Annotated in this window: 23 protein-coding genes and 2 pseudogenes; 13 read left to right on the top strand and 12 right to left on the bottom strand. The window is 57.9% G+C overall.

Going from position 1 to position 25,325, the window contains the following annotated elements; all coding sequences use genetic code 11:
- Positions 1–20: 20 nt before the first annotated feature.
- The 5 genes from M6E97_RS11545 to M6E97_RS11525 all read left to right on the top strand — a co-directional run bounded on the left by M6E97_RS11545 (position 21) and on the right by M6E97_RS11525 (position 3,319).
- Positions 21–389 carry a hypothetical protein gene (locus M6E97_RS11545; RefSeq protein WP_171408032.1) on the top strand — a complete coding sequence of 123 codons (369 nt, stop codon included), beginning with the start codon at positions 21–23 and terminating at the stop codon, positions 387–389.
- Between the two features lie 47 nt (positions 390–436).
- The gene (locus tag M6E97_RS11540; protein ID WP_049310662.1) at positions 437–1,165 is read left to right on the top strand and encodes a HupE/UreJ family protein; all 729 of its coding nucleotides are present in this window, start codon (positions 437–439) and stop codon (positions 1,163–1,165) included.
- A 12-nt stretch (positions 1,166–1,177) separates the two neighbouring features.
- Complete coding sequence (locus M6E97_RS11535; protein WP_049310660.1) at positions 1,178–1,858, top strand: hypothetical protein; 681 nt, start codon at positions 1,178–1,180, stop codon at positions 1,856–1,858.
- A 481-nt stretch (positions 1,859–2,339) separates the two neighbouring features.
- Positions 2,340–2,831: a DUF4158 domain-containing protein gene (locus tag M6E97_RS11530; protein ID WP_049310657.1), complete on the top strand. Its 492-nt coding sequence runs from the start codon at positions 2,340–2,342 to the stop codon at positions 2,829–2,831.
- A gap of 17 nt (positions 2,832–2,848) precedes the next feature.
- On the top strand, positions 2,849–3,319 hold the full coding sequence (locus M6E97_RS11525; RefSeq protein ID WP_041015723.1) for an antitoxin Xre/MbcA/ParS toxin-binding domain-containing protein: 471 nt from the start codon (positions 2,849–2,851) through the stop codon (positions 3,317–3,319).
- 12 nt (positions 3,320–3,331) lie between these two features.
- On the opposite strand, the gene M6E97_RS11520 is transcribed toward M6E97_RS11525, so the two are convergent.
- Together M6E97_RS11520 and M6E97_RS11515 are read right to left on the bottom strand one after the other, a co-directional pair.
- Entirely contained in the window at positions 3,332–4,285 is a 954-nt protein-coding gene (locus tag M6E97_RS11520) for an endonuclease (RefSeq protein ID WP_041015724.1), read from the bottom strand.
- 104 nt (positions 4,286–4,389) lie between these two features.
- Complete coding sequence (locus M6E97_RS11515) at positions 4,390–5,097, bottom strand: SOS response-associated peptidase family protein (RefSeq protein ID WP_023100468.1); 708 nt, start codon at positions 5,095–5,097, stop codon at positions 4,390–4,392.
- 89 nt (positions 5,098–5,186) lie between these two features.
- On the opposite strand from M6E97_RS11515, the gene M6E97_RS11510 reads away from it, so the two are divergent.
- The 4 genes and pseudogenes from M6E97_RS11510 (at position 5,187) to M6E97_RS11495 (ending at position 9,031) form a co-directional block, all read left to right on the top strand.
- Positions 5,187–5,612, top strand: a complete 426-nt coding sequence (locus M6E97_RS11510; RefSeq protein WP_023100467.1) for a LexA family protein — start codon at positions 5,187–5,189, stop codon at positions 5,610–5,612.
- A pseudogene (locus M6E97_RS11505) lies at positions 5,600–5,830 on the top strand (DNA polymerase V subunit UmuC); the annotation flags it as partial. The gene M6E97_RS11510 and the pseudogene M6E97_RS11505, both read left to right, overlap by 13 nt.
- 58 nt (positions 5,831–5,888) lie before the next feature.
- Entirely contained in the window at positions 5,889–6,908 is a 1,020-nt protein-coding gene (locus tag M6E97_RS11500) for a tyrosine-type recombinase/integrase (protein ID WP_011914410.1), read from the top strand.
- Positions 6,905–9,031, top strand: a complete 2,127-nt coding sequence (locus tag M6E97_RS11495) for a tyrosine-type recombinase/integrase (protein ID WP_049310652.1) — start codon at positions 6,905–6,907, stop codon at positions 9,029–9,031. Before M6E97_RS11500 ends, M6E97_RS11495 begins: the two co-directional genes overlap by 4 nt.
- A gap of 135 nt (positions 9,032–9,166) precedes the next feature.
- On the opposite strand, the gene M6E97_RS11490 is transcribed toward M6E97_RS11495, so the two are convergent.
- The 3 genes from M6E97_RS11490 to M6E97_RS11480 all read right to left on the bottom strand — a co-directional run bounded on the left by M6E97_RS11490 (position 9,167) and on the right by M6E97_RS11480 (position 11,360).
- Positions 9,167–10,147 carry an IS5-like element ISPst7 family transposase gene (locus M6E97_RS11490; protein ID WP_014595514.1) on the bottom strand — a complete coding sequence of 327 codons (981 nt, stop codon included), beginning with the start codon at positions 10,145–10,147 and terminating at the stop codon, positions 9,167–9,169.
- Positions 10,148–10,410: 263 nt separating this feature from the next.
- The gene (locus M6E97_RS11485; protein WP_011914408.1) at positions 10,411–10,914 is read right to left on the bottom strand and encodes a chlorite dismutase family protein; all 504 of its coding nucleotides are present in this window, start codon (positions 10,912–10,914) and stop codon (positions 10,411–10,413) included.
- 83 nt (positions 10,915–10,997) lie between these two features.
- Positions 10,998–11,360 (bottom strand): cupin domain-containing protein, encoded by a 363-nt coding sequence (locus M6E97_RS11480; RefSeq protein ID WP_071534424.1) that lies wholly within the window; start codon positions 11,358–11,360, stop codon positions 10,998–11,000.
- A 449-nt stretch (positions 11,361–11,809) separates the two neighbouring features.
- Here M6E97_RS11480 and M6E97_RS11475 point away from each other — a divergent pair, with 449 nt between their 5' ends.
- Together M6E97_RS11475 and M6E97_RS11470 are read left to right on the top strand one after the other, a co-directional pair.
- Positions 11,810–12,895, top strand: coding sequence for a DUF4113 domain-containing protein (locus M6E97_RS11475; RefSeq protein ID WP_049310855.1), 1,086 nt, complete (start codon positions 11,810–11,812; stop codon positions 12,893–12,895).
- A 63-nt stretch (positions 12,896–12,958) separates the two neighbouring features.
- Positions 12,959–14,719 (top strand): annotated as a pseudogene (locus M6E97_RS11470) (methyl-accepting chemotaxis protein); the annotation flags it as partial.
- Between the two features lie 44 nt (positions 14,720–14,763).
- Here M6E97_RS11470 and M6E97_RS11465 read toward each other — a convergent pair.
- Entirely contained in the window at positions 14,764–15,426 is a 663-nt protein-coding gene (locus tag M6E97_RS11465; RefSeq protein WP_049310854.1) for a GntR family transcriptional regulator, read from the bottom strand.
- Between the two features lie 387 nt (positions 15,427–15,813).
- Between M6E97_RS11465 and M6E97_RS11460 the strand changes: the two genes are divergently transcribed.
- On the top strand, positions 15,814–17,160 hold the full coding sequence (locus M6E97_RS11460; protein WP_049310856.1) for a nucleobase:cation symporter-2 family protein: 1,347 nt from the start codon (positions 15,814–15,816) through the stop codon (positions 17,158–17,160).
- A gap of 318 nt (positions 17,161–17,478) precedes the next feature.
- Positions 17,479–18,276 carry an outer membrane protein OmpK gene (locus M6E97_RS11455; RefSeq protein WP_048330399.1) on the top strand — a complete coding sequence of 266 codons (798 nt, stop codon included), beginning with the start codon at positions 17,479–17,481 and terminating at the stop codon, positions 18,274–18,276.
- Positions 18,277–18,370: 94 nt separating this feature from the next.
- Here M6E97_RS11455 and M6E97_RS11450 read toward each other — a convergent pair whose 3' ends face one another.
- The 6 genes from M6E97_RS11450 to M6E97_RS11425 all read right to left on the bottom strand — a co-directional run bounded on the left by M6E97_RS11450 (position 18,371) and on the right by M6E97_RS11425 (position 25,035).
- Complete coding sequence (locus M6E97_RS11450) at positions 18,371–19,360, bottom strand: isopenicillin N synthase family dioxygenase (RefSeq protein WP_048328548.1); 990 nt, start codon at positions 19,358–19,360, stop codon at positions 18,371–18,373.
- A 133-nt stretch (positions 19,361–19,493) separates the two neighbouring features.
- Positions 19,494–20,132: a glutathione S-transferase family protein gene (locus M6E97_RS11445; protein WP_049310853.1), complete on the bottom strand. Its 639-nt coding sequence runs from the start codon at positions 20,130–20,132 to the stop codon at positions 19,494–19,496.
- A 10-nt stretch (positions 20,133–20,142) separates the two neighbouring features.
- The gene (locus M6E97_RS11440) at positions 20,143–21,900 is read right to left on the bottom strand and encodes a Rieske 2Fe-2S domain-containing protein (protein WP_048328549.1); all 1,758 of its coding nucleotides are present in this window, start codon (positions 21,898–21,900) and stop codon (positions 20,143–20,145) included.
- Between the two features lie 23 nt (positions 21,901–21,923).
- Positions 21,924–22,769 carry an aromatic ring-hydroxylating oxygenase subunit alpha gene (locus M6E97_RS11435; RefSeq protein ID WP_049310852.1) on the bottom strand — a complete coding sequence of 282 codons (846 nt, stop codon included), beginning with the start codon at positions 22,767–22,769 and terminating at the stop codon, positions 21,924–21,926.
- A 58-nt stretch (positions 22,770–22,827) separates the two neighbouring features.
- Complete coding sequence (locus M6E97_RS11430) at positions 22,828–23,910, bottom strand: TIM barrel protein (RefSeq protein WP_017678252.1); 1,083 nt, start codon at positions 23,908–23,910, stop codon at positions 22,828–22,830.
- A gap of 57 nt (positions 23,911–23,967) precedes the next feature.
- Positions 23,968–25,035 carry an aromatic ring-hydroxylating oxygenase subunit alpha gene (locus M6E97_RS11425; protein ID WP_048328550.1) on the bottom strand — a complete coding sequence of 356 codons (1,068 nt, stop codon included), beginning with the start codon at positions 25,033–25,035 and terminating at the stop codon, positions 23,968–23,970.
- Positions 25,036–25,325: the final 290 nt, after the last annotated feature.

Raw genomic sequence — 25,325 nt, 5'->3', positions numbered from 1 at the left:
TCAAACGCCTGAACCTGAGCATGATGTTCAACCGCGCCGTTTCTACCAAGGTGATATACGCACTGACCCTGGCCATGCTGCTGGCCTGGGTTGGGCATACCTTTGCCTTGCTTGTCGGGGCGGCGCCAGATCGTTCTACGGGGTATGGCGAGACAAGCCATGGCCACTCGCATGACGTCGGGCCTGCGACAGCCTGCGTACTTTGCGTCGATCACCAGCATCCGCCGATGACAGCGGATCATGTCCACGAAACACCCTACCTCGGGACATTGCTCGACCTGCAGGTGCTGTCCCCGGGTGAGCTGTCCTTCTCATCTTCTCGGCATCAACTGCCGGACAGGCCGATCTACCTGATCGAGCGGCCACCTCGCGCCCGATTCGTGCTCTGACGACAGCCGCTTTGCGGCCCAAGACCACAGAAATCCAGGATCGACCTATGCAATCGCTATCCTCTCGCGGTATCGGCGTGTCTCTGCGCCGGCCGCACGTTCTCCTGTTGCTCGCCATCTCCCTGTTGTTAATGGGCATGGCCGATGCCCTGGCCCATGGTGTCGCCGAAGGCGACAAGGGTTTCATCCAGGAAAGCACCGGGGTCATGTTGATGCCGTTCGTGTACATGGGCGCCAAGCACATGATCACCGGCTATGACCACCTGCTGTTCCTCTTCGGCGTGATCTTCTTCCTCTACCGCCTGAAGGATGTGGGGCTTTACGTCACCCTGTTCGCGGTTGGCCATTCGGTCACGCTGCTACTTGGGGTGCTGGCCGACATCAGCATCAGCTCCTACGTGATCGACGCGATCATCGGGTTTTCGGTGGTGTACAAGGCGCTCGACAACCTGGGCGCCTTCCAGCGCTGGTTCGGCTACCAGCCGGATACCCGCGCGGCGACCCTGATCTTCGGCCTGCTGCACGGTTTCGGCCTGGCAACCAAGATCCAGGAGTACGAGATCTCCGCCGACGGCCTGATCGCCAACCTGATCGCCTTCAATGTCGGCGTCGAGATCGGCCAACTGCTGGCCCTCGGCGCCATCCTCATCCTGATGGGCTACTGGCGGCGCACCGCCAGCTTCTGGCGCCATGCCTACACCGCCAACGTCGCCATGATGAGCGCCGGTTTCCTGTTGATGGGTTACCAGCTCACCGGCCTGATCGTTTCTCAGTAAGGAATTCCCACCATGTTCAATACCAAGCTTCCAACCCTCAATGAACTGCCCAGCAGCCGGCAACTGCTGCGCTCCACCATCATCGCGCTGATCGCAGCCATGGTGCTGCTGGTTACCGTGGTCATGCCGTCCGAGTATGCGATCGATCCCACAGGGATGGGGCGCGCGCTTGGCCTGACCCAAATGGGTGAGGTCAAGCTGCAACTGGCAGAAGAGGCGGCTGCAGATGCCGCGGCCGGCAACCCTGTAAGCGTTGCCATTGTGCCAACTGCTGTTGCCGCCCAGCCTGCTCAGGTCGAGTCAGTGTCCCCGCCTGCACCAGTGGCAGAAACAGCCGTGACGCAGAAACCTGTTCCCGAACCGTCTGGCCAACAGCATGAAATGAGCATCACCCTGGCTCCCAACCAAGGGGCCGAGGTCAAGCTGGAAATGGTGAAAGGCGCCAAGGTCAGCTACCACTGGACGGCGAATGGTGGGCAGGTCAACTTCGATACCCATGGCGACCCCTACAACGCCCCGCGCGATTTCTATCACGGTTATGGCAAGGGCCGGGCGACCCCGGAGGAGAAGGGCGTGCTGGAAGCCGCATTCGACGGCAAACATGGTTGGTTCTGGCGTAATCGCACCAACAAACCTGTGACTGTCACCCTGCGTACTGAAGGCGATTACATCGCAATCAAGCGAGTCATCTGAGGCATTGCACCTGCCTTGTCTCTGGCAAGGCAGGTGCTACGAACAGATGGCCATTGAGCTATGTCGGGTGGAAGGACATCAAGTCGGCGATGCGCTACATCGATCCCGCCATCTTCTTTGGCGGCCTGGTGGCCAACCCCGTCCTTGATCTGAACGCTGGCACTTTGACGAAACTGCTAACCTTACAAACCTAGTTGCTGCTGGGTTCGGCCGTCACCGTTGCTCTTGGTTGGCCTGGATGGCCACTGTCGTGTTCTGATCCGGCGGCCTTGATCCAGTGCCCTCTGGGGACTGTCCAGACTGAAGGCTAGGCCATGCACATGCGTGAGGCTAATCACCCCTAGCCCTAGGGTATTGCGTACCCACGACGATCCCCGCTACAACATCGGTCGAAGCTCCGCTCGGAGTGCGCGCTACGGCACAATCCATCCATGCGCATGCGAGATCACGCATCCACCGTGCCGTACACAAGGAAGCTTGAATGTCGTCGGTCCGTAATCACCGCCTTGCCATCCTCTCCTGCGAAGAAATCGACGAGCTCTACGGTCTACCACAGTTCACCGATGAAGACCGGCACACCTATTTCGACCTGAGCCCGCCCGAACGGGCGGCGATAGAGGCGCGCGCCACGTCCACTGGCGTTTTCCTCGCGCTTGAACTGGGCTACTTCAAAGCCAAGCGCCAGTTCTTCGTCTTCGAGCTCCAGGGTGTCGCCGACGACGTGCGCTATCTGTTGGCCCGGTACTTCCCCGGTAAAACCGAGGCTGGCGTTCGAAGTCTGCCGTCCCGCCCCACCCGGGTGCTCATTCGGCAAACCGTACTGGCGCTGCTGGGCTACCGCCCTTGGGATGCCTCGGCCCTGCAGCTTCTAGAAGAGCGGGCACGACGCATGGCCATGCGCTCGACCTACCAGATCCAAGCACCTACCTGCCATATGGTGCGCCAATTGGCTCTAAAATCATGTCATATGTAGCAACTGGAGGTCACGCCATGGATTCCTCGCACGCTTGCGCTCGCTGGCCAGCGTCCGCCCCCCGTAAGCCAACGGAATACCTTCTCCGAAAAAATACTGACCAGCTCAGCCCGGCCATGGTCTACAGGCTCACGGTCAAAGGCTTCGACCTGAATGACGTGAAAGACATGCTTGCGATTTCTGATCTGTATTCAACGAAGAAGATCATGAGTCGCATTGTTGGTAAGTCCATCAGAAGCATTCAGCGCCAGGGCAATAAGCAACCAGCACACCTAAATTCGCAGCAGAGCGCCATAGCTTTTCAGTACGCGAAAGTATTGGAATACGCGACCCACGTGTTCGGCACTCAGAAGCTGGCTGAAGAATGGCTAGGGCGGCCCTGCAGGTATTTGGACGGCGATGTGCCGCTGGACGTTATTGATAACCCGGTAGGGTTTCTGGTACTCGAGGAGTATCTTGAGCGCATCGAGTTCGGAGTCTACCAATGAATCCAAAAAGAACTAGCGACAGTTCCCGGCCTTCCTGTAGCCCGCGGCGATGGCTGCGGACTCATTGGTGAAAATCTCCTGGTTCTTAGGCGCCACCTTGGCGTAGCTCGGGCAGTCCTGCGGCAGGTGATACACCCGGCTGTTCCGGTTACCAATGATCACGTCACGGGCCACGACTTTAGCGGAAGGGGGTGCAGCGATCCTGGTAGGAGGTTGGCTAACAAGCCCCTCTCGCAATGGTTTGTGCCCCAGTGTCCAAGCGCGCTCGCCAGTAATGAAGGGATTGTGGTGCCCCATGACTTTTGCCGTGCGGCTGTCCCACTCCCGTTCCCACGTCGAAACCGGATGCTGGCGATCCCAGGCGATCAGCAGCTGTTGTTGTTGGCGCGACATCGTTAAACCATAGCGGTCGTACATGTAGAATGTCGATCTGGCAACCAGGCCCTTCACCTCATCACGCGGCTCGGCGGAGCGTGCCTTGAAGTCCACTCTGGTGGTGCATGCGCCGTAGAGGGCAGCGCCGCCAGCCACCAACCCATACTGGTAATTGCTGCGGTCGCCGTTCACTTCACCCACGGACGGGTAAAGATTGAAAAGGTCGGCCTCCATCGCCCTGAAGACTGGGTCGTCCGCCACGCAGTGCTTCCTCCCACCGTTCTGCCAGCACTGCCGTTGGTGGCCGAAGATCCAGGCTGGCACGATGTGTTCCCATTCAATCCGCTCCGCGCGCGTCTGCTGAGCCCGCGTATCGTAACCGCACGAGGCGGCGTCGATTCGCCCGCCTGATTTGCCCACCCACTTCCATGCGCAGCCGCAGTAAAGGTCTCCGAGCCCGGTAGACGCCTGGTCATAGAACACCTTGTTCTTGGCGATCGCTTTTGCGGCGGTGAAGGTCGACGGTGGTTCGGCGAGGGCGAGGGAGGTGATGACTAGCGTGGCAAGGCTCGCCACTATCAAGCGCTTCATGGGGCTACTCGGGTAAAACGAAACGACATTGTACGGATTAGGCTGGAGGCGCCCAGCGCCTAAAGGCTTTGGTAGTAAAACGGCCTATGTAACCCCCGCTGTGCCTATAAAGAAGGGTTGTCGATTTGCTCGATCAAGTGCGCACCTTCGTTCCTCACATTCCCGACCGCCCGGTCCACTGCGTGCCATTCGAATGCTTGCACCGGCAGCGCCAAATTACTCACGATTTCCTCGGCGCGCTCAGGCGATATGCCGGGCTCTATCCATTCCCGCGCTAGATCCGGAGGCAGCACGACTGGCCGCCGGTCGTGGATGTCGAGCATCCCTTGGTCGCTGTCCGCCGTGATGATCACGAACCCGTCGCCTTCCTGCTCTTCCATCCTGTCCTCTCGCCTGAACTGCCCCAGCGCCGCGAACCACATCGGCTCGCCTGATCTCAATCGTATGTAGTAAGGCTGCTTCTTTTTCGGATCGGCCGGGTCCGTCACCCACTCGTACCAGCCGTCAGCGCCGACCAACATGCGGCCGGTGCGCCAGACATCCCGAAAGAACTTGCTGGTGGAGGCCGTCTCCACGCGAGCGTTAATTGCCGGCGGGCGTTTGCCCTTGGCCCACCAGGGCTGGTAACCCCACGGGAGCTTGGCCATGCGCAGGCCGGAAGCGGTCTCGAAGAACACTAATACTCTGGAGCGGGGCGGTACGTTGTAGCGGCCGATGGGCTCTGGGTCGATGCCGCTATCGATGGGCTTGTCGTAGCGCAGCGCCTCGAGGTACTCGATCGCTGTTCGGCACTGGCTGAATCGTCCGCACATGAACCCTCCGGTCATCGCAGTTAAATTGACCCGCGTGGCGCGTCTTTGGTATCTGTATATATATACAGTAATCGCAGAGCAGTACAACAATGCGGGTCACTATTCTGGGGCGCCTCAGCCCCGCAAAAATATTCTCTCAGTACGTGGACAGCCGGGTGCCGGCGGGTTTCCCATCACCTGCCGCTGACTACGAGGAGCTCACCCTATCGATCGACGACTTGGTCGATTTGCGGGCACCCAACGTCTATCTCGTGCGAGTGAGCGGGCCAAGTATGATTGGCGCTGGGATCTATGACGGGGATGTGCTGGTGGTCAACCGCGCCCTCGAGGCGCGGTCAGGCAACATAGTTGTCGCGTACGTGGACGGAGGGATGACGGTCAAGCGCCTGCAGATCTCCGCTGCGGGCGTGTGGCTGCAGCCTGAGAACACCGATTACAAGGCGTTGGCCGTCACCGAATCGCTGCACGTGTGGGGCGTGGCCACACACAACCTGCACAGCCTATGTTCGCGCTGATTGACTGCAACAGTTTCTACGCCAGCTGTGAACGCGTCTACCGACCTTGGCTCGACGCCGTGCCAGTCGTGGTGCTGAGCAACAACGACGGCTGCGTTATTGCTCGCACCCGCGAGGCTAAGCGCTTAGGCATCCCTATGGGCGCACCGTACTTCCAGTGGCGAGACCAGATGCGGGAGTGGGGCGTAGTCTGCTTCTCAAGTAACTACGAGCTCTATTAAGTTAGGTGGAATGCTTTTGAGCTAGGCTGAATCCGTTGACGCTCAGGGGGCGCCCATGACCACCACCCCATTGCACAAGCAAGTGTTAAGTCGTTATTCCAGTGTACAAGCTTGGCTGGAGCTCTTGGGTAATCTGGGGCGTGCGCCGGCCACCCTTGACGCCTATGGCCGTGCCCTTGCGCATTACTTATTGCATTGCGAAGGGAGTGGGCTGAAACCCGAATCCGCGACATTCGAACAAGTCACGCTCTACATCCGTGAGCTGCTACCTGGCGCAAAGAGCGCGGTGGCGAATTCAACCTTGCACCAGCGGCTTACTGCTATCCGGTTGTGGTACGACCACCTCGTTTTTCAGGGTCTTTGCGAGCACAACCCCGTGCCCCGCGGACAGCATGGTCGGCTGGCCCAAGTGCCTGGACATGGAGGGTTTGTCAGGGGCTTGCTCCCACGGCTGATTAAGTTGCCAGACATTCCCACCGATGAGCAGTGGCGACACTTTCTCAGTATTGCGGCCAGGTCGTCTATCCGTGATCGACTAATGCTGTCGTTGGCGTATTTCGGGGCTCTTCGCCGTGCCGAGTTGGTGGCCTTGCGTATTGAGGATTTAGACGTTGCACACCGACTGATCTCGGTGCGAGCGGAAACGACCAAAGGCAAACGCAGCCGCGTCGTGTGCTACAGCCCAGACATTGCACCTGTCTTGATAGAGCATCTACATGCTCTTCGCGGCGCTGGCTGGATGCGAGGTTCGTTGTTTCGATCAGCATCAGATCGTAATCGAGGCTCGCCACTGTCCCGTTGGGCGTGGAGTAAAACGGTTGAAGGGTGGGCCAAGGAAGCGAAACTATCGCACCTGAGCACTCATACCTTTCGCCACCTTCGGCTTACCCATCTGGCCCGTGCGGGCTGGAAGCTCCATGAACTGACCACGTATGCTGGACATCGAGACCCCAAAACCACTTTGATTTACCTGCACCTATCTGGCGCGGATTTAACCGCAAAGATGGCGCACTCCGTCGGCAGTCTCGATGCTCGGATGTTCTGTGAACTCTTTGGGTCTGAGGCATTGCTATGAGCACCCCCTCAGTCACCCCTTATGTTCCGTTCGACGCGAGCAAGTACGTACGTCAGAGCGATCTATCGAAAATCGAGCTGAGCATACTTTCGAATCGCTCTCACCGTTCAGACTGGGGCTACCTCCAATCAGAGATACCTGAGCTCATGAGGCCGCTAGCTGATATAGCGGCGCACAGCGGCGTTTCTCAGCGATTAGCCATTTCATCAGTGGCAGTCATTCTCTGGAATGTCAGCAAAACCGGTAAACCCTACTGGTGTTGGTCTGAGTCGCAGTGGTTGACCTTGCTCAGTAATCGAGCAGGATCACGACCATATCTCGCTTCCGTTGCTTACCATCTCGGCGATTTTCGAACCCCGCAGCGTATCGCCAAATTCCGGCAGCCGGCGATATATGCTTCTTTTATCTTCGGCCATGCCGTGTTCAGACATGAGCACGTTCGCTTGAGCCAAGCGTTGAGATCGCTGGGCTACGCTGCTCGCCATCTTGAGCAGTTCCTTTCCAACGTGCTGGGTGCCTTGATGCTGGAAAACGGCGATCCGCGGTTGGAGACATTCACCGAGGAACTGCTACTGAAGGGCCAACAGCATCGAAGCGAAGGTGTCGCGAGATCGGTCGGAAAGGTATCTCACGGCCTCGCTGCCATGGGGATTTTGGCGAAACCTTTACGCATGCGAGGCTATACCTGTTGGCGGGCGAAAAGCATCGAAGGCATCGATCCGACTTGGGCAATGTGGTGCCGTCGATGGCGAGACACTTCCACCTTGCGTCCACGCACACGTGAAAGCAATTACAGTTTTATCTTGAGGACCGGTGTCTGGCTAGCGCGCGAGCAATCAGGAATGGCGGCGCCTACCGATTGGAGCATGTCCACTTGCGCTGCATTTATTGCTGCCGTCGACCGGATGACGGTCGGTGAGTGGGCTTTGGAGTCAGCGAAGGGAACACAGCTAAAGGGGCTTGGTCAGCCTATCGCTGCCAACTCGAAGCGCGGCTTTCTACATGCCTTGCGACGATTTTTTACAGACTTTGAACTCTGGGGATGGGGTCGTTTGAAGTTCAGCCCCCGGCATCACCTCGCCACCCCGCGATCCGTGACATTCAACTCGGGTATCAACCCGCGGGTAATTGATGACTCGACCTGGCTCAAGCTGATTTGGGCGAGTCTAAATCTTGAGCGTAGTGATCTGCTTTCGGAGATTCACTATCCGCTGTCGATGGTTCAAGCCATTGCTGTAGTGTGGACGCACGCTGGTTTGCGCAGCAATGAAATCATGCGCTTGGATAAAAGATGCGCGCATCCTCAGACCAATGATGTGGTACACGAGGATGGGACCATCGTTCCAGCAAAAACTTTATGCTATCTCGATATTCCTGCCAGCAAGACGTTCAAAGCTTTCGTCAAACCTGTAGCGGTGGTCGTGAAGGAGCGCATTGACGCCTGGCTGGAGGACAGGCCTGCTAACCAGGCCGCTTTGCTGGATGAGCGAACCGGGGAAAAAGTTAGCTACCTATTTCAGTTTCGAGGCAAGCGCATAGGCTCCAGTGTCATTAATGGCACCATCATTCCAATGCTATGCGCCAAGGCGGGTGTGCCACTGGAGGACAGTCGCGGGCGAATCACCAGCCACCGGGGACGTGCCTCCGCAGTGACGGCGCTCGCCAGCGTCCCTCAGGGCATGTCGCTGATCGAGCTAATGCAGTGGTCGGGACATAGCTCGCCGAATTCGACTTTGCATTACATTCGAATTCGGCCTACCAAGCTGGCAGCATCCTTCGTTAAAGCCGATCAAATGGCCCATATGGTCTCCGTTTTGATCGATCATGACGTAATTGTTCGCCATTCAGATGCCCCCTACACCTTCTATGACTTGGGCGACTCGTATTGTTCAAATCCCTTCTGGAGCAGCTGCCCACATCGCATGGCCTGTGCGGGGTGTGACTTCAACTTGCCGAAAGCCAGCGCAAGGGCCCAAGCATTGGAAAGCAAATCGTCTATCGGACGGTACTTGGAGGCCGTGCCTTTAACTCCCGACGAGCGAGCCATTGCCGAGGGCGACTTGGAAAAGCTGGAGAGCCTCATTCGAAAGCTGGACAATGTGCCGGCTCTAGGGATGGTCTGAAGTAGCCATGCATTTCCGGCTGACTTCAGCCTCCGCCGATTTTGAAAGCGGCAAACCGATCAAAAACGATCAGATAACCAGCTCATTTCGGTGTTTCTAGCCGCCGAGAACACCTCGCGGCGGCCATTTCCTGCATTACAGGCGCACCTCTCCTGCATTGGTCAGCAAATGTCGGCGTGCCATCCACAGGTTCGACAACGCGAACAGCGTCACCAGTTGCGCAGTATTCTTGGCCAAGCCACGGAAGCGCGTCTTCACATAACCGAACTGCCGCTTGATCACCCTAAACGGGTGCTCAACCTTGGCCCGTACCTGAGCCTTGGCTTTCTCGATCTTGCGTCTGGCTTTGTACAGCGCGCTGCTCTTGCCCAGCTTTTTGTAAGTGCTGCGCCGTGCTGCCACCTGCCAAATCACTTCGCGGCCATCATGCTCGGCACGCTTCTCGACGCCGGTATAACCCGCATCGGCGCAGACCACGTTTTCCTCGCCATGCAGCAACTTGTCGACCTGGGTGACGTCCGCCACGTTAGCCGCCGTACCTACCACGCTATGCACCAGGCCCGATTCGTCATCGACGCCGATGTGGGCCTTCATGCCAAAGTAATACTGGTTGCCCTTCTTGGTCTGGTGCATCTCTGGGTCGCGCTTGCCGTCTTTGTTCTTGGTCGAACTCGGCGCATTGATCAGCGTGGCATCGACGATGGTGCCTTGGCGCAGCGACAGGCCACGGTCACCCAGGTAGCCATTGATCACGGCCAGGATGCCAGCAGCCAGTTCGTGTTTCTCCAGCAGGCGACGGAAGTTGAGGATGGTGGTTTCGTCGGGGATACGCTCCAGGCTCAGCCCCGCGAACTGCCGCAGGATGGTGGTCTCGTACAGTGCCTCCTCCATCGCTGGATCGCTATAACCGAACCAGTTTTGCATTAGATGAACCCGCAGCATTGCCATCAACGGGTACGCCGGACGGCCACCTTCACCCTTGGGGTAATGCGGCTCGATCAGGGCAATCAACCCCTTCCACGGCACCACCCGATCCATCTCGATCAGGAACAGCTCTTTGCGGGTCTGCTTGCGCTTGCCGGCGTACTCGGCATCGGCGAAGGTCATCTGCTTCATCAGAAAACTCGGTGGGTGGCGTTCGGCTATTTTGCCAAAATCAGAAAGTCTTTTTCAGACTGTCCCTAGACGGCAGGATGCCGAGGAGATCGATGAGAGAAAGAGGAGGCTATAAGTAGAAAAGTTCTTAAGCGACTAGTGGCTCGCTAGACATACCTGTCGCGTTACTCCTAAGTTATGCGACACACTAGATTTTTCGGGGTTTTGCTGGGCTGCGGGTGTCGCAGGAGTGTGCCGCACGTAGATCGAAGTTAAACCTGATGCTAGGCCGGCTCATGCACTAGCCGGATGTCGATTTCTCTGTCGACATACTGCCACTCCACCGAGGCTCGGAGTTCGGCCAGAAGCCTGTTAAAGGCCGTCTCATCAGACGGGGAATATTCGAACCAAGTCAAGAAGTCGAAGGGTTCGTTCTCGCCCAGGTCCCGACAATGGTGGAGGCGGCGGGCCACAGCAGGGAGATATTGGAGCCCGATGTGAATGTGACGGGACTGTTCCTCAAAAATCTTCCGGCGTTCGTCTTGAGACAGTCCCCACCATGAGGGGTTTTTCCGGATAGGGATCAGGGCGGCGCAGGTAGCCTCTGCTCGACCCAAGCTTGGCTGCTTCGCCACGAGACGATCCTTCTCTTCACGCACGACATAGCGCTCGTTACTCGTTATCCCGCGAAGGAGCCATTTGGTGCCCGGAGGCTGCGGCGAAACAGAGCCAGCGGCTACGTTGAGCCGTGGGATTCCAGGGAGAGGGGCTCCTGCCACGGCATTCATCGCAACAACGCGCCAAACCCCCGTTTCTCCACCAGCGAACGTAAATACTCGTGTATTCATCAGGTTCCTCTCAGGCCTTTCGCCTATTTCTCAGATAACGCAAAACCTGCACTGCCCGGCGCAACCACGGAGACAAATATGAAAGGTCCTGGACCAGAGTTCACGGCACCATGTACTTGCCCAGGTTTTGCAATGGCAATATCTCCAGCTTTAAGATGAATTTCTACGCCGTTGCCTTGATAATACTTGGCCTCACCTGAGATAACCGTCCAAGTATCTTGGCCGTGAGGATGGACATGGGCAGCTATTTCCTGCCTAGGGTAGGCGTGCCAAACTACAACGACAGAATCGTTGGTCTCCAGAACAACTGAACGGATCGGTTCGCCGTTAGACGGACGGACATATTCGTCCACCGAAAAAATCCGCGATTCCGTTTCTGCTTTCATGTTCACACTCCATTCCTGCACCGCAAGGTGACGTGCATCTGGCACTAACACCAAGACGAAGCCTTGATCTTGATGGGGGCGGAGAAGCTCGACACGCCGAACGGCATCATGAAGAGCACTTTCATGCGGCACCAACCATTTCTTTTAACGACACGAGGCTCGTATGCACATGACGATATGTACTTGAGCGCCTTTCGGAAAAGCTATGTTATAGGACGGAGACCGTCAATACTCCGTCGTGGGTAGGCATGACAGAACGGTAGGATAACGGCGACGTTTTGGTCATATGTACATGGGAGGGCGGTTCACCGCTCGGCAGGGGTGTTGTCGATGGACAGGTGTCCGCCTTCGATGTAACAGATCAGCTTTGACCGGTTACTAACAGGATGACCGGATGATCCGGTGAGCGACGGCGATCTCCTCAGAAGCTACAGCCATACCGGTTGGGTATGAGAAGCTCCAAGGGCGAGCATGGCCCGGTTCTTATTGACTTTCTATTACACATAAACGGTCAGATGAGCGCGCGCGTGATGACCACGCTTGAGGAGATGTTCCCGCGGCTGGAGGTGTACAGCATCGACGAGGCATTCGCGGATCTGACTGGTCTGCAGAGTGACTTGGTCGAGCTGGGGCGCGAGGCAAGGGCTCGGGTACTGCTGTGGACTGGCATACCAGTGGGCGTTGGCATCGGACCCACTAAGACGCTAGCCAAGCTGGCTAACTGGGCGGCCAAGACCTGGCGCAAATCGGAAGGGGTAATTGACCTGCGCGATCCATCCAGGTGCGATCGCCTGCTGCAGATGACTGATGTGAGCGAAGTGTGGGGCGTCGGCCGCCGGCTAACCGCCCGGCTGCAGCCGCTGGGCATCAAGACGGCCTGGGACCTGGCGCAGTATGACCCGGTGTCACTTCGCCGGCAGTTCAGTGTAGTGCTGGAAAAAACAGCCCGCGAACTTCGCGGGATCTCGTGCCTGCAGCTTGAGGAGGCCGTGCCGCCGCGGCAGATAATCTGCAGTAGCAAGATGTTTGGTGCTCGGGTGCGCGAGTTACCGCCGATCCGCGAGGCGGTTGCCGCCTACGTGTCCAAGGCGGCAGAAAAGATGCGCGCGCAGGGTAGCCTTGCCGGTGCCCTGCAGGTGGCCATCCGCACCGGCATGCATAACCCCGACCAGCCGCGCTACGCCAACGCAATCAACTGCCCACTGCCGTACCCCACCGACGATACTCGTGTGCTCGCCGCAGCGGCAATTCGCGGCTTGGATGCCATCTACCGCCCCGGCTACGCCTACAGCAAAGCTGAGGTGTTGCTGATGGACCTGCGCCAGCGCGGGGAATTTACAGGCGACCTATTCGCGGCCTCACCTAGCCCGGGCGCTGATCGGCTGATGGCCGTGATCGACCGTATCAACGCCCGCGAGGGCAGGGGGACAGTACGACTCGGCCGCATCCCCGCCGCCCCTGAGTGGGCAATGCGGCGCGAAATGATGTCGCAGCGGTACACGACGAGGTGGGATGAGTTAATGGTAGTGAGATGAGTGCTGCTTGGAATTGCTGAGCGACAGCGATCGGCCAGAAGCGGACGCTTGGAATTATCGAAAATCGAGCGAATTCTGATGCAACCGCTGACGGCAGCGGACGATATTGCCAGCAACACAATGGTGCGCGACTGGTTGGCGGAGAGCGAAAATGGTGCCGATCTACCACGCTTTGTCAGCTACCTGAGTGGAGTGTTGGAGCAGCACAAGGCCGCCACGGCTTTCGTGATTTCTTCGGCAACCAGTCGCCATTACAGTGAAAAGGGGCTGGAGCGCACGCTGAGCCGCGCTAACGCCCAAGACGCCTGGTATTACCGTTTCCTCGACAGTGCGCAGCGCCGCGTCGTCGAAATTGGTACCGACGGCAATACCGGCGCCCTCACGCTGTTTATCGATCTGCGCGTGGAAAAAGCTGGTCAGTTGCTGGGCGTTGCCGGCCTCGGTTTGCGCATGGACGAGCTCTCAACTCTGATCAAAAACTTCAGTTTCGGCGAGCGCGGCAAGGTGTACCTGGTGCGCAACGACGGCCTGATTCAGATCCATCCGCAAACCGATTTGAACGGTGATCGCCAACTCGCCGAGCAGATTGGCGCACCGGCAGCACGGGCCGTACTGGGCAAGTCTGCGCTGTCATCGGCGGCTTTCGAGCGCGAGGGCGAGCCCTATCTGGCGATCAGCTTGCCATTGCGCGATTTGAATTGGACGTTAGTCGCTGAGGTGCCGGAAGCACAAATCTATGCGCAAGCGCACCAGGCGCTGTGGTTGACCAGCCTGATCGGTGCGGGTGTGGCGCTGGTGTGTCTGGCATTGGTGGTTTGGTTGGCGCAGAGCCTGGTCAAGCCTATCCAGCAGGTTACCCGTGCCTTGGTGGCAATTGGCAGCGGCGGCGGTGACCTTACCCATCGCCTGGATGACAGCCGTGCTGATGAGTTGGGGGATCTGGCCCGTGGCTTCAACCGCTTTTTGCTCAGCCAGCGCGAGATGATCGCGGACGTGCTGAATACCAGCGAGCGGCTGCGCTCCACGGTTGGCCAAGTGGCGAAGGTGGTGGACAACACCGCCACGCGTGCCGACCGCCAACAGGAAATGACTGAGATGGTGGCCACTGCAGTTCATGAAATGGGGCTGACGGTGCAGGAGATTGCGCGCAACGCCGGCAGTGCGGCTTCTGCGTCGCATGGCGCTCGGGAGGAGGCGTTGCAGGCCCGAGAGGTGGTGCGCGGCTCCATTTCCCATATTGAAAGCATGTCTGACGATATCGGCACGGCTTCGGGCGCGGTGGGCGAGCTGGCCCGGCAAGTGGCCTCCATCGACCAAGTGCTGGCAGTGATCCGTGGCGTCTCCGAACAGACTAATCTGCTCGCCCTGAACGCAGCGATTGAAGCGGCGCGGGCCGGCGAAATGGGCCGCGGCTTTGCAGTGGTGGCGGATGAAGTACGCACATTGGCGCGTCGTACGCAGCTGTCCACCGACGAGATTCAGAGCATGATCGCCGGCCTTAAGCAGGGCGCGGAAAACGCTGTGGCTTCGATGCACAAGGGGCAGGCGGCTACCGGGACAGGGGTTGCCTCCAGCCAGCGCACGGGACGTTCACTTGAGGCGATCACCGAGCAGGTGAACCGCATCAGCGACATGAACCATCAGGTGGCGGCCGCTACCGAGGAACAGTCGGCGGTGACCGAGGAGATCAACCGCAACGTACAAGGCATTTCCGATCTGGCGCGTGCTACCGCGGGGGAGGTGAATGATTGTCGTCAGGAGTGCCGCACCTTGAGCGGCCTGGCCGACGACCTGGCGCGGCAGATGGGCGGGTTCAAGCTGTAGGCAGCGCGGGCGGGAGAGGCAGTTAAGGCTTCTCCCGCGTCGGGTTACAGACCCAGCACCGCTTTAAGGTCGATATCCGGCGGCACCGTCGTGTTGAACTTGTAACCCTTGATCACCAGGTTGTAGTGCGAGGCCAGCAGGTTCTTGGCAGACGCCGCGTCGCGGCGCTCGAAGCAATCCACCAGGCGGGTGTGCTCGTCACGCAGCTGGCAGTAATCGAAGCCCGAGCGGTATAGCGCGTTGATCAGCGCTTCCTGCCGGCGCAGCTGGTTGTGGATGTTGTTGAGAATGTCGTTCTTCAGGAACGAGATCAGCAGCGAGTGAAACTCACGGCCCAGTTTGTCGCCCAGATCATGGTCGTGGGCTTGGTACGCGGCCTGCTCCTTGAGGGTGTGGGCACGCAATATCTCCAGCTCGTTCTGGGTGATCGACTTGGTCAATTGGTCAATCACACCGCTCTCCAGTACCAGGAGCATCTGGTAGAGCTGGTACGCATCGTCGAAGGTCGGGCAGGCCACGGATGACGAGCGTTTGGGTGACACCTCCACCAGGCGATCCTGCGAAAGCCGGATCAGCGCCTGCCGGACCACCGTCCGGCTTACATCGAACAACTCCGCAATATCCCGCTCATTTAGCTTTGTGCCTGGCGGCAAGCGCCGGTGGTAGATCGCATCCGATATGGCAGAGACAATTTTCTGGGTGAGCATGGCACCAGCTATCAATAGACGTTCGCAGCCGCGAAGCCTACCACAGGCCTTTATCCGCCTTCACTGAGCACCATCTTGGGGATGGGTAGCGGTCTGGCGATCGTATGTGGGGCATATTCCCCGTGGTGGGTCACGCCTTTTCAGAAAATTCACCGCGAGTAACCTGACCAATAAGACAAATTGTCGATCTGGCATGGAGAATGCTTTTTGTCATCGCTCTGGTATACCAGTTGCTCAATATTGGTACTCCAGTAATGAAAACTGGTCATATTTCAGGATTCGACCAACGACCTTTGTGATGACGGATCAGGCCGCGAGGCGGGGGCACCCCGCCGACGTTCGCAGGAAGCGCGGACTGCTCCGTCCCAGCCACCAGTGCAGGGTTTTATGAAGACAATCTCGGCTCCAAACAAGGCGCAATACCTGCGCATGCTTCTGCTGGCGTGCCAGCATGTGATGGTGATGTATGCCGGGGCAGTGGCCATTCCCCTGGTGCTTGGCGCGGCGCTGGGTCTGTCCAAGACCGACATCGCCTTTCTGATCAATGCCGACCTTTTCGCCTGCGGGATCGTGACCATCATCCAGGCCATCGGTATCGGGCCGGTCGGTATCCGCATGCCGGTGATGATGGGCGTGACCTTCACGGCCATCGGCCCAATGATCGCCATCGGCTCCGATCCCAGCGCTGGTTTGTCGGCTATTTTTGGGGCCACCATCGCTGCCGGCTTGTTCGGCCTGGCCATGGCACCTCTAGTGGGCAAGCTGCTGCGATTCTTTCCGCCGGTGGTCACAGGTACCGAGATTGTCGCGGTGGGGCTGTCGCTGATGTCAGTTGCCGCGGCATGGTCCGCCGGTGGTTTTGGCAACGCCGAATTCGGCCGCCCGCTGTACCTGGCAATCGCCTGTGCGGTACTGCTGTGCATCTTGCTGATCGTTCGTTTCACCAAGGGTTTCCTCAACAACATCTCGGTGTTGCTGGGCCTGATATTCGGTTTTGCCCTGTCGGCTGGCGCAGGTTTGGTCAGCCTGGACGGCATCGAGGACGCCACGGTGTTCGGTGTGATCCTGCCGTTCCATTTCGGTATGCCGACGTTCCATTTGTGGCCCATGGCGGCCATGTGCATCGTGATGCTGGTGACCTTTATCGAGTCGACAGGCATGTTCATTGCCTTGGGCGAGATCGTCGACAAGCCCATGGATGAACGCACCCTGGTTCGTGGCTTTCGTGCCGATGCCCTCGGCACGGCGGTGGGTGGCATCTTCAATACCTTCCCGTACACCTCGTATGCGCAAAATATCGGTCTGGTCAGCATCACGGGCGTGCGCAGCCCCTGGGTGTGCGCGTTGGCCGGGGCGATTCTGATTGTGCTGGGTCTGTTTCCCAAGGTGGCCTACTTCGTGGCGTCGATTCCGCCCTATGTGCTGGGCGGTGCCGGCATCGTAATGTTCGGCATGGTTACGGCCAGTGGCATGAAGGTGCTCGGCCGGGTGGATTTCAAGAATGTCGGCAATCTTTATATCGTCGCCATAAGCCTGGCGGTGGGCATGTTGCCCGTGGTCTCGCCGCACTTTTTCAGCAAGTTGCCTTCCTCGTTGGGGCCGATCCTGGAAAGCCCGATTCTGCTCACGGCAATTGTCGCGATCACCTTGAATATCTTTTTCAACGGTATCGGTTTGAGAAAACCGCAGAACGACGCCGCGACTGGCGAGGGTATTGGTCAACACTCCAACTGATATCTCTGATTGTTTGGTGATAATTAAGTGAAACGCTACCTGTCTTGATAGCTACCAGGGGGCAGGTAATACACTAGAGCGACCTTATAGGTCGCTTTTTTTTGCGCTGATAGTTACCTTGGTAAGTGCATTTAATAATACAAAAAAACACGCACTAAATTACTTCACCACACCAAAAACCGCCCCCAATAGCAGCAAAAATGCATTTCAAGAGCTTGTAAACTCCTGCAAAGTCTGCGCAATTCGTGCATTTATTGGCCCATTACTTGCTATATGTAAATGCTGACTATTCGATCAGCTTTATATATGGGGGATAAGATGAAAGTTAACAATAAGTCCACTGTTTTTGCAGCAAGCTTTTTGGGGTTTTCGTGTTTGCCATCGGTATCGCATGCCGATATGAATTGGCACAGCGAAAGTCTCACTTATCAATACGGCAAAGAGTTCAAGGTGGATGCACGCACCGTACAAACCATTACCTTCGAACATGCCAGCGACTGGTCGTGGGGCGATGTGTATTTATTTATGGACAACAATTGGTACCCAGGCGGTGGTACTTACAATGATGGACACCATTCCATTTACAGTGAATTGGCGCCGCGACTTTCGTTGGGCAAAGTGTTTGATAGCAAACTGTCGTTCGGTCCCGTCAAGGACGTATTGATTGCGTCGAGTTTTGAATGGGATAAAAACGAAAAGCATGGAACGCACGATCAGGTTAACTATTTGCTCGGCCCGGGCTTTGATCTCGATCTACCGGGTTTCGATTATTTCCAGCTTAACTTCTACTACCGCAAACCAGACGGCGGTGTAGCACCTAGTGGGCAATGGCAAATCACGCCGGTCTGGTCGTATACCATTCCGATCGGCCGCTCCGACGTGGTGATCGATGGTTATATGGACTGGGTGGTCAATAATAAAGGCACGTATCACAGTAATCTGCTGTTCAACCCGCAGATCAAATATGACCTGGGCAAGCACTTTGGTTATGAGCCCAAGCGCTTCTACGCCGGGGTCGAGTACAACAACTGGACAAACAAATACGCGATCAAAGACACCCGCGCATTCGACACCGATCAGAATGTGACCAGTCTGATTGTGAAGGTGTATTTCTAAAACAACACCGGGCGGTTATCCGCCCGGTTCAGCCTTGCCAAAAGCGAGGCATGAAAAAGGCCACTCGCTAGTGGCCTTTTCCGCTGTCGGCGCGTTATGCCGTGGCTTTCTTGACCCCGAAGGTCTTGTCGAACATAGCCGCGATATGACCGCCGACAGTGATGGGCGCCGGATAGACCTCATCGGCCTTGCGCAGCGTGGGCACCACCGAGGCTTCGTAGTAGTAATCCAGGTCGAAAAAAGTTGGCACCGAGTAGCGCGGGGTGTCTTTTTTGGAGTTGAACACGCGGTGCATGGTCGAGTGATAGAGGCCATTGGTGAGCACCGGCACCATATCGCCGAGGTTCACCACAAAGGTGTTCTCGATAAACGGCGCTTTCAGCCACTCACCGTCGGCATTGCGCACCTCGAGACCGCCGACTTCATCCTGCAGCAGCAAGGTAATCAGGCCCCAGTCGGTATGGGCACCGGCGCCAATCTGGTTTTCACGGGCATCGGCCGGCTGGCTGGGGTAGTGCAGCATGCGGGTAATGATCATCGGCTCTTTGAGGCCCTGGTCGAAAAAGTCTTCGGGCAACTGCAGCGACAGGGCAAGCAAGCGGACGATCTTGCGACCGAGCAGTTCCATGTAGCGCATATAGTCTTCGGTCTGCTGGCGGAAACGGGGGTTGCCCGCTGGCCATTGGTTCGGGCCGTGATAGGGTGTTTTGCGAATAACGTGCGGATGTGCGTCGTCCAACTCGCGACCCAGCAGAAACCCTTCTTTCAGATCGGGCGGCGAACCTTCATCGAGAATTTGCGCCGCAATCGGTTCATACCCTCGCAGGCAACTGGAGTTTTTCGAGTTGACCAACATTTTTTCGTGCAGCGGCGTTTTGAAATATTCCTTGGCTACATCAAACTGCGCTTTCTGCAGTTCTACCGGTACGCCATGGTTTTTAATATAAAAGAAACCGGTCTGCCGTGCCGCCTTATGAATTTCCCAGGCTACTGCCTTGCGCTTCTCGATATCGTGGGAAAAGCTGTCCGCCAGATCGATAACCGGAATGTTTTTGGCCACTGAAGGCGGGGTATATATGACCATCTGCAAAACTCCTGTTGATTACTAAGTGGTGTAACAAGGCAGAGTGGTAGGGCAACGTGCTGTCAGAACCGCTGTTATGGTTATAGTGCGGGGCAAGTAGCCACGTCTTTTGATGTTCTGACGATAAGAGTAATCAGGGTTTGCCGGCCGGGAATATGCCGGCCATTACGGTAAAGCCTGGAATACGTCTGACTTCATCCAGCCAGAGACGCACCGAGGGATAATCCTGCAACGAAAGCCCGGCTTCATCGGCCATGGCCACATAGGGAAAGCAGGCAATATCGGCAATAGTCGCGTGCGCCAGTGGACAGAGAAACTTGAAATCCTGTTGGCGATTGATCCACAGATGTTTATCCATCACCTCCAATAATGTTTGAGCACGCGCGCGACAGGCGTCGGCGTCGAAGTCATACATGAACAACTCATGTAAACGTGCGGCAGAAAGTGATCCGGTCAGACTATCGGCAAATGCCAGCCACACCTGGATATCACCCAACAACTCCGGTTGATCCAGCGGATACCATTTGCGACTCGGATCAAATATTGATGCCAGATAAACCAGAATGGCCTGGGAGTCGCGAATGATCTTTTCGCCATTCTGCAAAACTGGTAATTGACCCATAGGATTGATGCGCAGAAATGCAGGGCGCTTATGTTCACGCCCCGGGTGGAACTCGACCACTTCGGTTTCGTATTGCACGCCCAGAATCGATAGCAGCAAACGCACCTTGAAGCAGTTTCCGGATAACTCGTAATCGTAAAGTTTCAACATCAGACACCCATTAGATATCCAGAATCAGCGTTTCAGAGCGGCAACCCGATACACACGGCATGATCAACGTGCCGCTGTCTTTTTCTTTGGCCGAAAGATAAACATCGCCGTGCTGCAGTTCGCCGCTGACCACCTTGGTCATGCAGGCGCCGCATACCCCTTGCTCGCAGGAGTAATCGATGGCTACCCCGTGATCGAGGCAGGCTTGCAGCAGGGTCTGCCCGGGGCTGACGGTGAAGGCTTTGCCGCTGGACTTGATGGTCACTTGGTAACTGCCCGACTCGGCAGCCGGCGGCTTGCTGCTGGGGGCCAGCGCAAAGTACTCGAAGTGAATCTGCTCGCTGGCAAAGCCAGCTTCGCGTGCCAGCTCGACGACCAGATCAATCATCGGCTGCGGCCCGCAGACATAGACGTCATGCCGTGCCGGTTCCCGGTCCTGGAGCAATTCACGCAATGTCTGCTGCGTGCCTTCGATATCGAGGCCCAGGTAGATCGTCGCTTGTTTACCGAGCGCGGCAAGCCGCTGGGTAAAGGCCACATGTTCCTCACTGCGCGCCAGGTAATGAAAACTGTACGGGCGCTTGGCGCGTTGCAGATGCAGGCCCATGGCCAGAATCGGGGTGACCCCGATGCCACCGGCGATCAGCAGGGCGTGACGGCCCGGCGGCTGCAGCTGGAACTGATTGCGTGGCAGCGTCAGCTGCACCTGGGTGCCTACCTGAACATCCACGTGCATGCTGCGCGAGCCACCGCGTGATTGCGGCTCGTGTTTGACGCCGATCACCAGTACATCCTGCTCGTCAGGCGTGTTGACGATCGAGTACTGGCGTAGGTGGCCAGAGGGCGTGGTCAGGCTCACGTGCATACCCGGTTCCAGCGCCAACAGCCGCCCGTCATCCGGTTTCAGCCAGAACGAAGCGATGTCCGGGGTTTCGTTTTGGCGCGCGATGACGGTGCACGAGAACGGCTCGCCCGGCTTATCGGCGGCGGGTGGGTTGGGAGTCTTCAGAGGCACCGCGTCCGAGGCGATAAGCCGCGCGGTCGGCGCTGGCGTGGGGCTTTGCAGTACGCGGGCAAACAGCTCGTCGAGCAGTTGGGTAAAGACGATTTTGCGTTGCAGGGGCAGGGCAGCAGCGGCGTAAAGGCGGGCATGCACCACGGCCTTGGAGTCCGATTCCGGCTGGACAAAAATCCGCACGCTGTCGAGCAGCCCGGCGCAGCTCAGGTCAATGCTCAGGCCGCTTACCAGCGTTTGCACGCGGTCGGCCTGTTCTCCCAGCAGCGGCGCGAACGAGGGGGCGGCCTGCTGGATGGCCTCGACGACGGCCTTGGCGTTCATTGCCACTGGATGGCTGCGCAAATTGGTGGACAGCGCGGCACCGAGCGGACGCTGTCTCCCGGGTTTGGCGTTGCCAACCGGGGCTTCGAGCTGGGCGAACACCAGGCCGTCCACCTCGGCGCAGGGGAAGGTGCGCACACAGGCGGCGCTGGGTTTTGCCGTGCGGTGAGCGGGCACAAAGGCACAATGGCCCGAGCCGCTTTCATATTTCCAGCCATGGTATTGGCACTTCAGCTGGTTGCCGATGTTCACCCCAAGGCTCAGGCGTACACCGCGGTGCGGGCAGCGGTTTTCCCACACATTTACAACACCGTTGTCGTCACGCCAGACCGCCAGCTCCTGACCGAGCAAGCGCGTTTGGTACACGTGGCGAAACGGAAGGTCTTCGGAGCTGGCGATCACATGCCATTCCTGATGTAACGAACCCATATCTGATTACCTGCTAATACGGCTCAGCGAGCGGTGCCGAACGTGACGTTGCGTGCTTTGATCCAGCGGCGGTAGGCACTGGACAGTGCATCCGCGCGCACGGGCGTTTCGTGCCGGGGATCCAGCGGCAGGCCCTTGGGCACCTGATTGAGCAAAATCATGATGTCCTGGCCAAAGATGCGTTGCTGGAAGTCGCGCAGCTGCTTGTCGGTGTTGATGTCGTCGAGGTAGCACATGATCGTGTGGGCGATGCAGCTCTCCTCATCCACGGGCTGCACGTACAGGCCGAGCACATCCAGGCGATTGGCGTCGATGACGCAAGTCTTGTAGAGGATGGCGATAAAGGGGCGGGCGATGCGGTACACGTACTGCATCTCCACCGGTTCGCTGGCCGCCGCCGAACCCTTGGGCTGCGGAAAGCGGCAATTGACTGCCAGCACCTCATCAGCCTGTTCGTCGATCTCGACGTCATAGGCGGCCACTTCGGTGAGCGGTTCGGCGCCGAGAATATCGGTGTGCACGAACGGGAAGTGAGCCATGTCGAGGAAGTTTTCCACCACCCGCAGCCCAGAGGTGGCAACGCGGATCGAGCCGGCGCTGACGACGCGGCGGTCCGTTTCTTCGAACTCGGGAATGGCCAGAATTCGGCGTGGTTGCGCGGACAACGACACCCAGAGCAAGCCGTAGACGATCAAGGTTTTCAGCGGCTGAGAACTGTCGGCAAGGTGCGCGATCAGCCCGTCGGGGGTGCGGGTGTAGCAGATGGCCTGACCCAGAATCCGGGTATGGCATGGCTTGCCAACGACGGCCTCGGCCAGCGCACCAACCGGATGCCAGTCGTCGTAGACAAAGCTGTTTTCTTTTAACATAACGGTGGCCCGTACAAGGCTTGGCGGCGCCGTGACGACGCCAAGCGCAGAGGAGGTATTACGCCCGGTACTGAGCAACGAATTCAGCCGCCGACTTGGCGCTGCGCGCCTCGTGCACAGCCGCGCGCTCGGCGTACAACTCGCGGACGAACTGCGCGTAGGCACAGCTGTCGGCAAACATGTTGTACATCCAGCCCAGGCCGTAGGCGTTTAGGTTGATGTTGTCGATGGTCATCAGCGACAGGTTGGTAGCGGGGTTTTGCAGGTAGGCATCGATGACTTTGCGGGTGACTTCCTTGGTGCACGCCAGCTTGTGCGCATGCCACATGTCGGTATGCCATTCGCCTTCGGCAGGACGCCGGAACGGGTACTGAATGGAGCGCCCTGGACGGTCGATACCTTTGGCATCCCAAGGGCCGGTTTCAAAGCCCCACCAGTTCAGCGGGCCGTTAGGCGCGGCCGGGCGCATCTGGGCCCAGTGCACCAGGTTGCGGTTCAGCCATTCGTCCGCGTAACTGTCGTCGTTGAACGGGTCAAGTTTGGCGATGGCATCGTTGTCGCCACGCATCTGCGAGACGGCGTGCTCCACTTCGTTTTCAATCTTGAAAATGCAGTGGCTGTAGTCAATGGCCACGTTGAACTTCGCGCCGCGGGCTTCCACCAGATCGGCTACTTGCGAGACCCGGCGATAGTCTTCGGACCACATGTCCACATGGTTTTCGAAGGTGATGATCACCCCGGCTTTTTCCGCGTACTCGTACGACTCCAGGTAACACTCGGCGACCTCTTCGTTGGTCACGTAGTGGCGGTCCTTGTGCTTAGCCCAGATCATGAAATTGTGGTACTTGCCGCCGACCTCGACGGTCAGGTCGATGTTCTCTTTGATCAGGTGATCATCCAGGCCCAGGGTGTACAGGCCGCTCCCCGACAGCACCGGCAGGTCGTAAAGTTGGCTGCCCTTGATGTACTCGTCCAGCTCCTGGCGGTTGTTGGGAATGCGATCGATGAAGTCCCAGACCTCGGCTTCCTTGACCAGTTTGAATTGCTCGAGAATCGGCAACTCGGTCAGTGACACCGGGTTCTCACGCGACGACGCCTGGATACCCAACCCGGCACAGCCCAACTTGAACATCTTTTTCATGTACTGCTCCTGCAAAAACGTAGCTTCGAAAGGGCGCTTGGCCCATGGGTGTAGGCCTTAACGCTCCTCGAGCACTTCGCTGAGGAGGGCCGCTTTGAATTCGTCCTTGCCGACCAGCGCCGCTTGCGACAGTTCGCGGTGCCATTTGCGGTACTGGATGGAGATCTTGTCGGTGACTACCGACAGTTCGGCGCTATCGAGCTCGATAGGCCATTGGGACTGGATCACCGGGCGGTCTTCTTCCAGCACGCGTTTCTGGAAAGCCAGGTGCACGTGGTCGGGCTGCTGGTCTTCGGTACGCACGATGACCATGAAGTTGCGGCAAGTTCTGTCGTCCACCGGGCTGGCGGTGGTCCAGAGGATGAATTTGGAATCGTCCTTCCACAGTTTGATTTCCAGGTTCACCGAGTACGGCATCGAGCAGCGGTAGGTGAAGTCGCCCATGGGCGCTTCTTCCGGCAGCGTTTCGTACATCTCTTTGGGCGGCGCCAGCTGAAAGCGCAGTTCACCGTGGCTGCGATCGACGTTTACCGTGGGGTGACTGGCGAAGAAGGGGTCGTACAGAGTGCCGGGGTGAACGAAGGCGAAATGGGAGAAGTCGGTGAAGTTTTCCCAGCGGCGCTCGGCCGAGGTTTCCCACACATACGACTCCGCCACCACGACTTTCATGCCTTCGCTGTCCCAATCGCCCAGGTAAGGGATTTCGGTGCAGTCGAACGAATTGTCCAGGCGCACCCAGACGATGCCGTAGCGAATGGCGCAGTCGTATTTGGCGATTTTTGCGCGCGGCGGAATAGGGCGGTCGGGGCAGGCCGGCACCAGCGTGCATTCGCCGGCGTCGTTATAGCGCCAGCCGTGGTAGGGGCACTGCAGGGTGTCTTTGCCCTGGTGCTTGCACACGCTCCCCAGCGACAGGCGCGCCGAGCGGTGCACGCAGCGGTCATCGGCGGCCATCATCTGCCCGTCCAGACGGGCCAACACCAGGTTCTCTCCCAGCAGCTTCACCGACATCGGGCCATGCCCGGATGCGTTGGCTTTCTCGAACTCGCTCAAGGTACACACCGGGTGCCAGAAATGGCGGAGGTAACCTTTGTGTTCTATCAGGGGCTTCCATTGAGCGGACATCGCCGATCCTCATTACGGTTGATCACATTGCTGGCTTTTCAGAAATACAATCTGGTATACCAGTCTCGGCATCGCTAAAGCACGTCTTGTGCCAACGCGAAGAGGCGATCAGAAAAATGCTCGCAATGCCTCGTAGTTGACTGCCTGGACAGTTTTTAGACGAATTTTTTCAGCAGTTGGCGGGCGTGTTTTTCGCTCTGGCATGGTGCGCAGCGGCAGCTCGATGCACTTTCCTGGCGCGAAAAGAATCCGCGTTGGGCAACATTTCGAAGTGAGGAAGTCAGGTAAAA

Source organism: Pseudomonas sp. B111 (genome assembly GCF_026428275.1).
GTDB classification, from domain to species: Bacteria; Pseudomonadota; Gammaproteobacteria; order Pseudomonadales; family Pseudomonadaceae; genus Pseudomonas; species Pseudomonas aeruginosa.
Note: the sequence above shows the minus strand (reverse complement) of the source record. Positions and strands in the feature narration are given on the sequence as shown.

Bases quoted from the DNA above. Each gene is read 5' to 3' on its own strand.
- M6E97_RS11520 (WP_041015724.1), bottom strand. From the start codon at position 4,285: ATGAAGCGCTTGATAGTGGCGAGCCTTGCCACGCTAGTCATCACCTCC.
- M6E97_RS11525 (WP_041015723.1), top strand. From the start codon at position 2,849: ATGGATTCCTCGCACGCTTGCGCTCGCTGGCCAGCGTCCGCCCCCCGT.
- M6E97_RS11485 (WP_011914408.1), bottom strand. From the start codon at position 10,914: ATGAATGCCGTGGCAGGAGCCCCTCTCCCTGGAATCCCACGGCTCAAC.
- M6E97_RS11425 (WP_048328550.1), bottom strand. From the start codon at position 25,035: ATGTCCGCTCAATGGAAGCCCCTGATAGAACACAAAGGTTACCTCCGC.
- M6E97_RS11430 (WP_017678252.1), bottom strand. From the start codon at position 23,910: ATGAAAAAGATGTTCAAGTTGGGCTGTGCCGGGTTGGGTATCCAGGCG.
- M6E97_RS11500 (WP_011914410.1), top strand. From the start codon at position 5,889: ATGACCACCACCCCATTGCACAAGCAAGTGTTAAGTCGTTATTCCAGT.
- M6E97_RS11455 (WP_048330399.1), top strand. From the start codon at position 17,479: ATGAAAGTTAACAATAAGTCCACTGTTTTTGCAGCAAGCTTTTTGGGG.
- M6E97_RS11540 (WP_049310662.1), top strand. From the start codon at position 437: ATGCAATCGCTATCCTCTCGCGGTATCGGCGTGTCTCTGCGCCGGCCG.
- M6E97_RS11435 (WP_049310852.1), bottom strand. From the start codon at position 22,769: ATGTTAAAAGAAAACAGCTTTGTCTACGACGACTGGCATCCGGTTGGT.
- M6E97_RS11515 (WP_023100468.1), bottom strand. From the start codon at position 5,097: ATGTGCGGACGATTCAGCCAGTGCCGAACAGCGATCGAGTACCTCGAG.
- M6E97_RS11490 (WP_014595514.1), bottom strand. From the start codon at position 10,147: ATGAAGCAGATGACCTTCGCCGATGCCGAGTACGCCGGCAAGCGCAAG.
- M6E97_RS11450 (WP_048328548.1), bottom strand. From the start codon at position 19,360: ATGGTCATATATACCCCGCCTTCAGTGGCCAAAAACATTCCGGTTATC.
- M6E97_RS11465 (WP_049310854.1), bottom strand. From the start codon at position 15,426: ATGCTCACCCAGAAAATTGTCTCTGCCATATCGGATGCGATCTACCAC.
- M6E97_RS11480 (WP_071534424.1), bottom strand. From the start codon at position 11,360: ATGAAAGCAGAAACGGAATCGCGGATTTTTTCGGTGGACGAATATGTC.
- M6E97_RS11445 (WP_049310853.1), bottom strand. From the start codon at position 20,132: ATGTTGAAACTTTACGATTACGAGTTATCCGGAAACTGCTTCAAGGTG.
- M6E97_RS11475 (WP_049310855.1), top strand. From the start codon at position 11,810: ATGAGAAGCTCCAAGGGCGAGCATGGCCCGGTTCTTATTGACTTTCTA.
- M6E97_RS11535 (WP_049310660.1), top strand. From the start codon at position 1,178: ATGTTCAATACCAAGCTTCCAACCCTCAATGAACTGCCCAGCAGCCGG.
- M6E97_RS11440 (WP_048328549.1), bottom strand. From the start codon at position 21,900: ATGGGTTCGTTACATCAGGAATGGCATGTGATCGCCAGCTCCGAAGAC.
- M6E97_RS11545 (WP_171408032.1), top strand. From the start codon at position 21: ATGATGTTCAACCGCGCCGTTTCTACCAAGGTGATATACGCACTGACC.
- M6E97_RS11510 (WP_023100467.1), top strand. From the start codon at position 5,187: ATGCGGGTCACTATTCTGGGGCGCCTCAGCCCCGCAAAAATATTCTCT.
- M6E97_RS11495 (WP_049310652.1), top strand. From the start codon at position 6,905: ATGAGCACCCCCTCAGTCACCCCTTATGTTCCGTTCGACGCGAGCAAG.
- M6E97_RS11530 (WP_049310657.1), top strand. From the start codon at position 2,340: ATGTCGTCGGTCCGTAATCACCGCCTTGCCATCCTCTCCTGCGAAGAA.
- M6E97_RS11460 (WP_049310856.1), top strand. From the start codon at position 15,814: ATGAAGACAATCTCGGCTCCAAACAAGGCGCAATACCTGCGCATGCTT.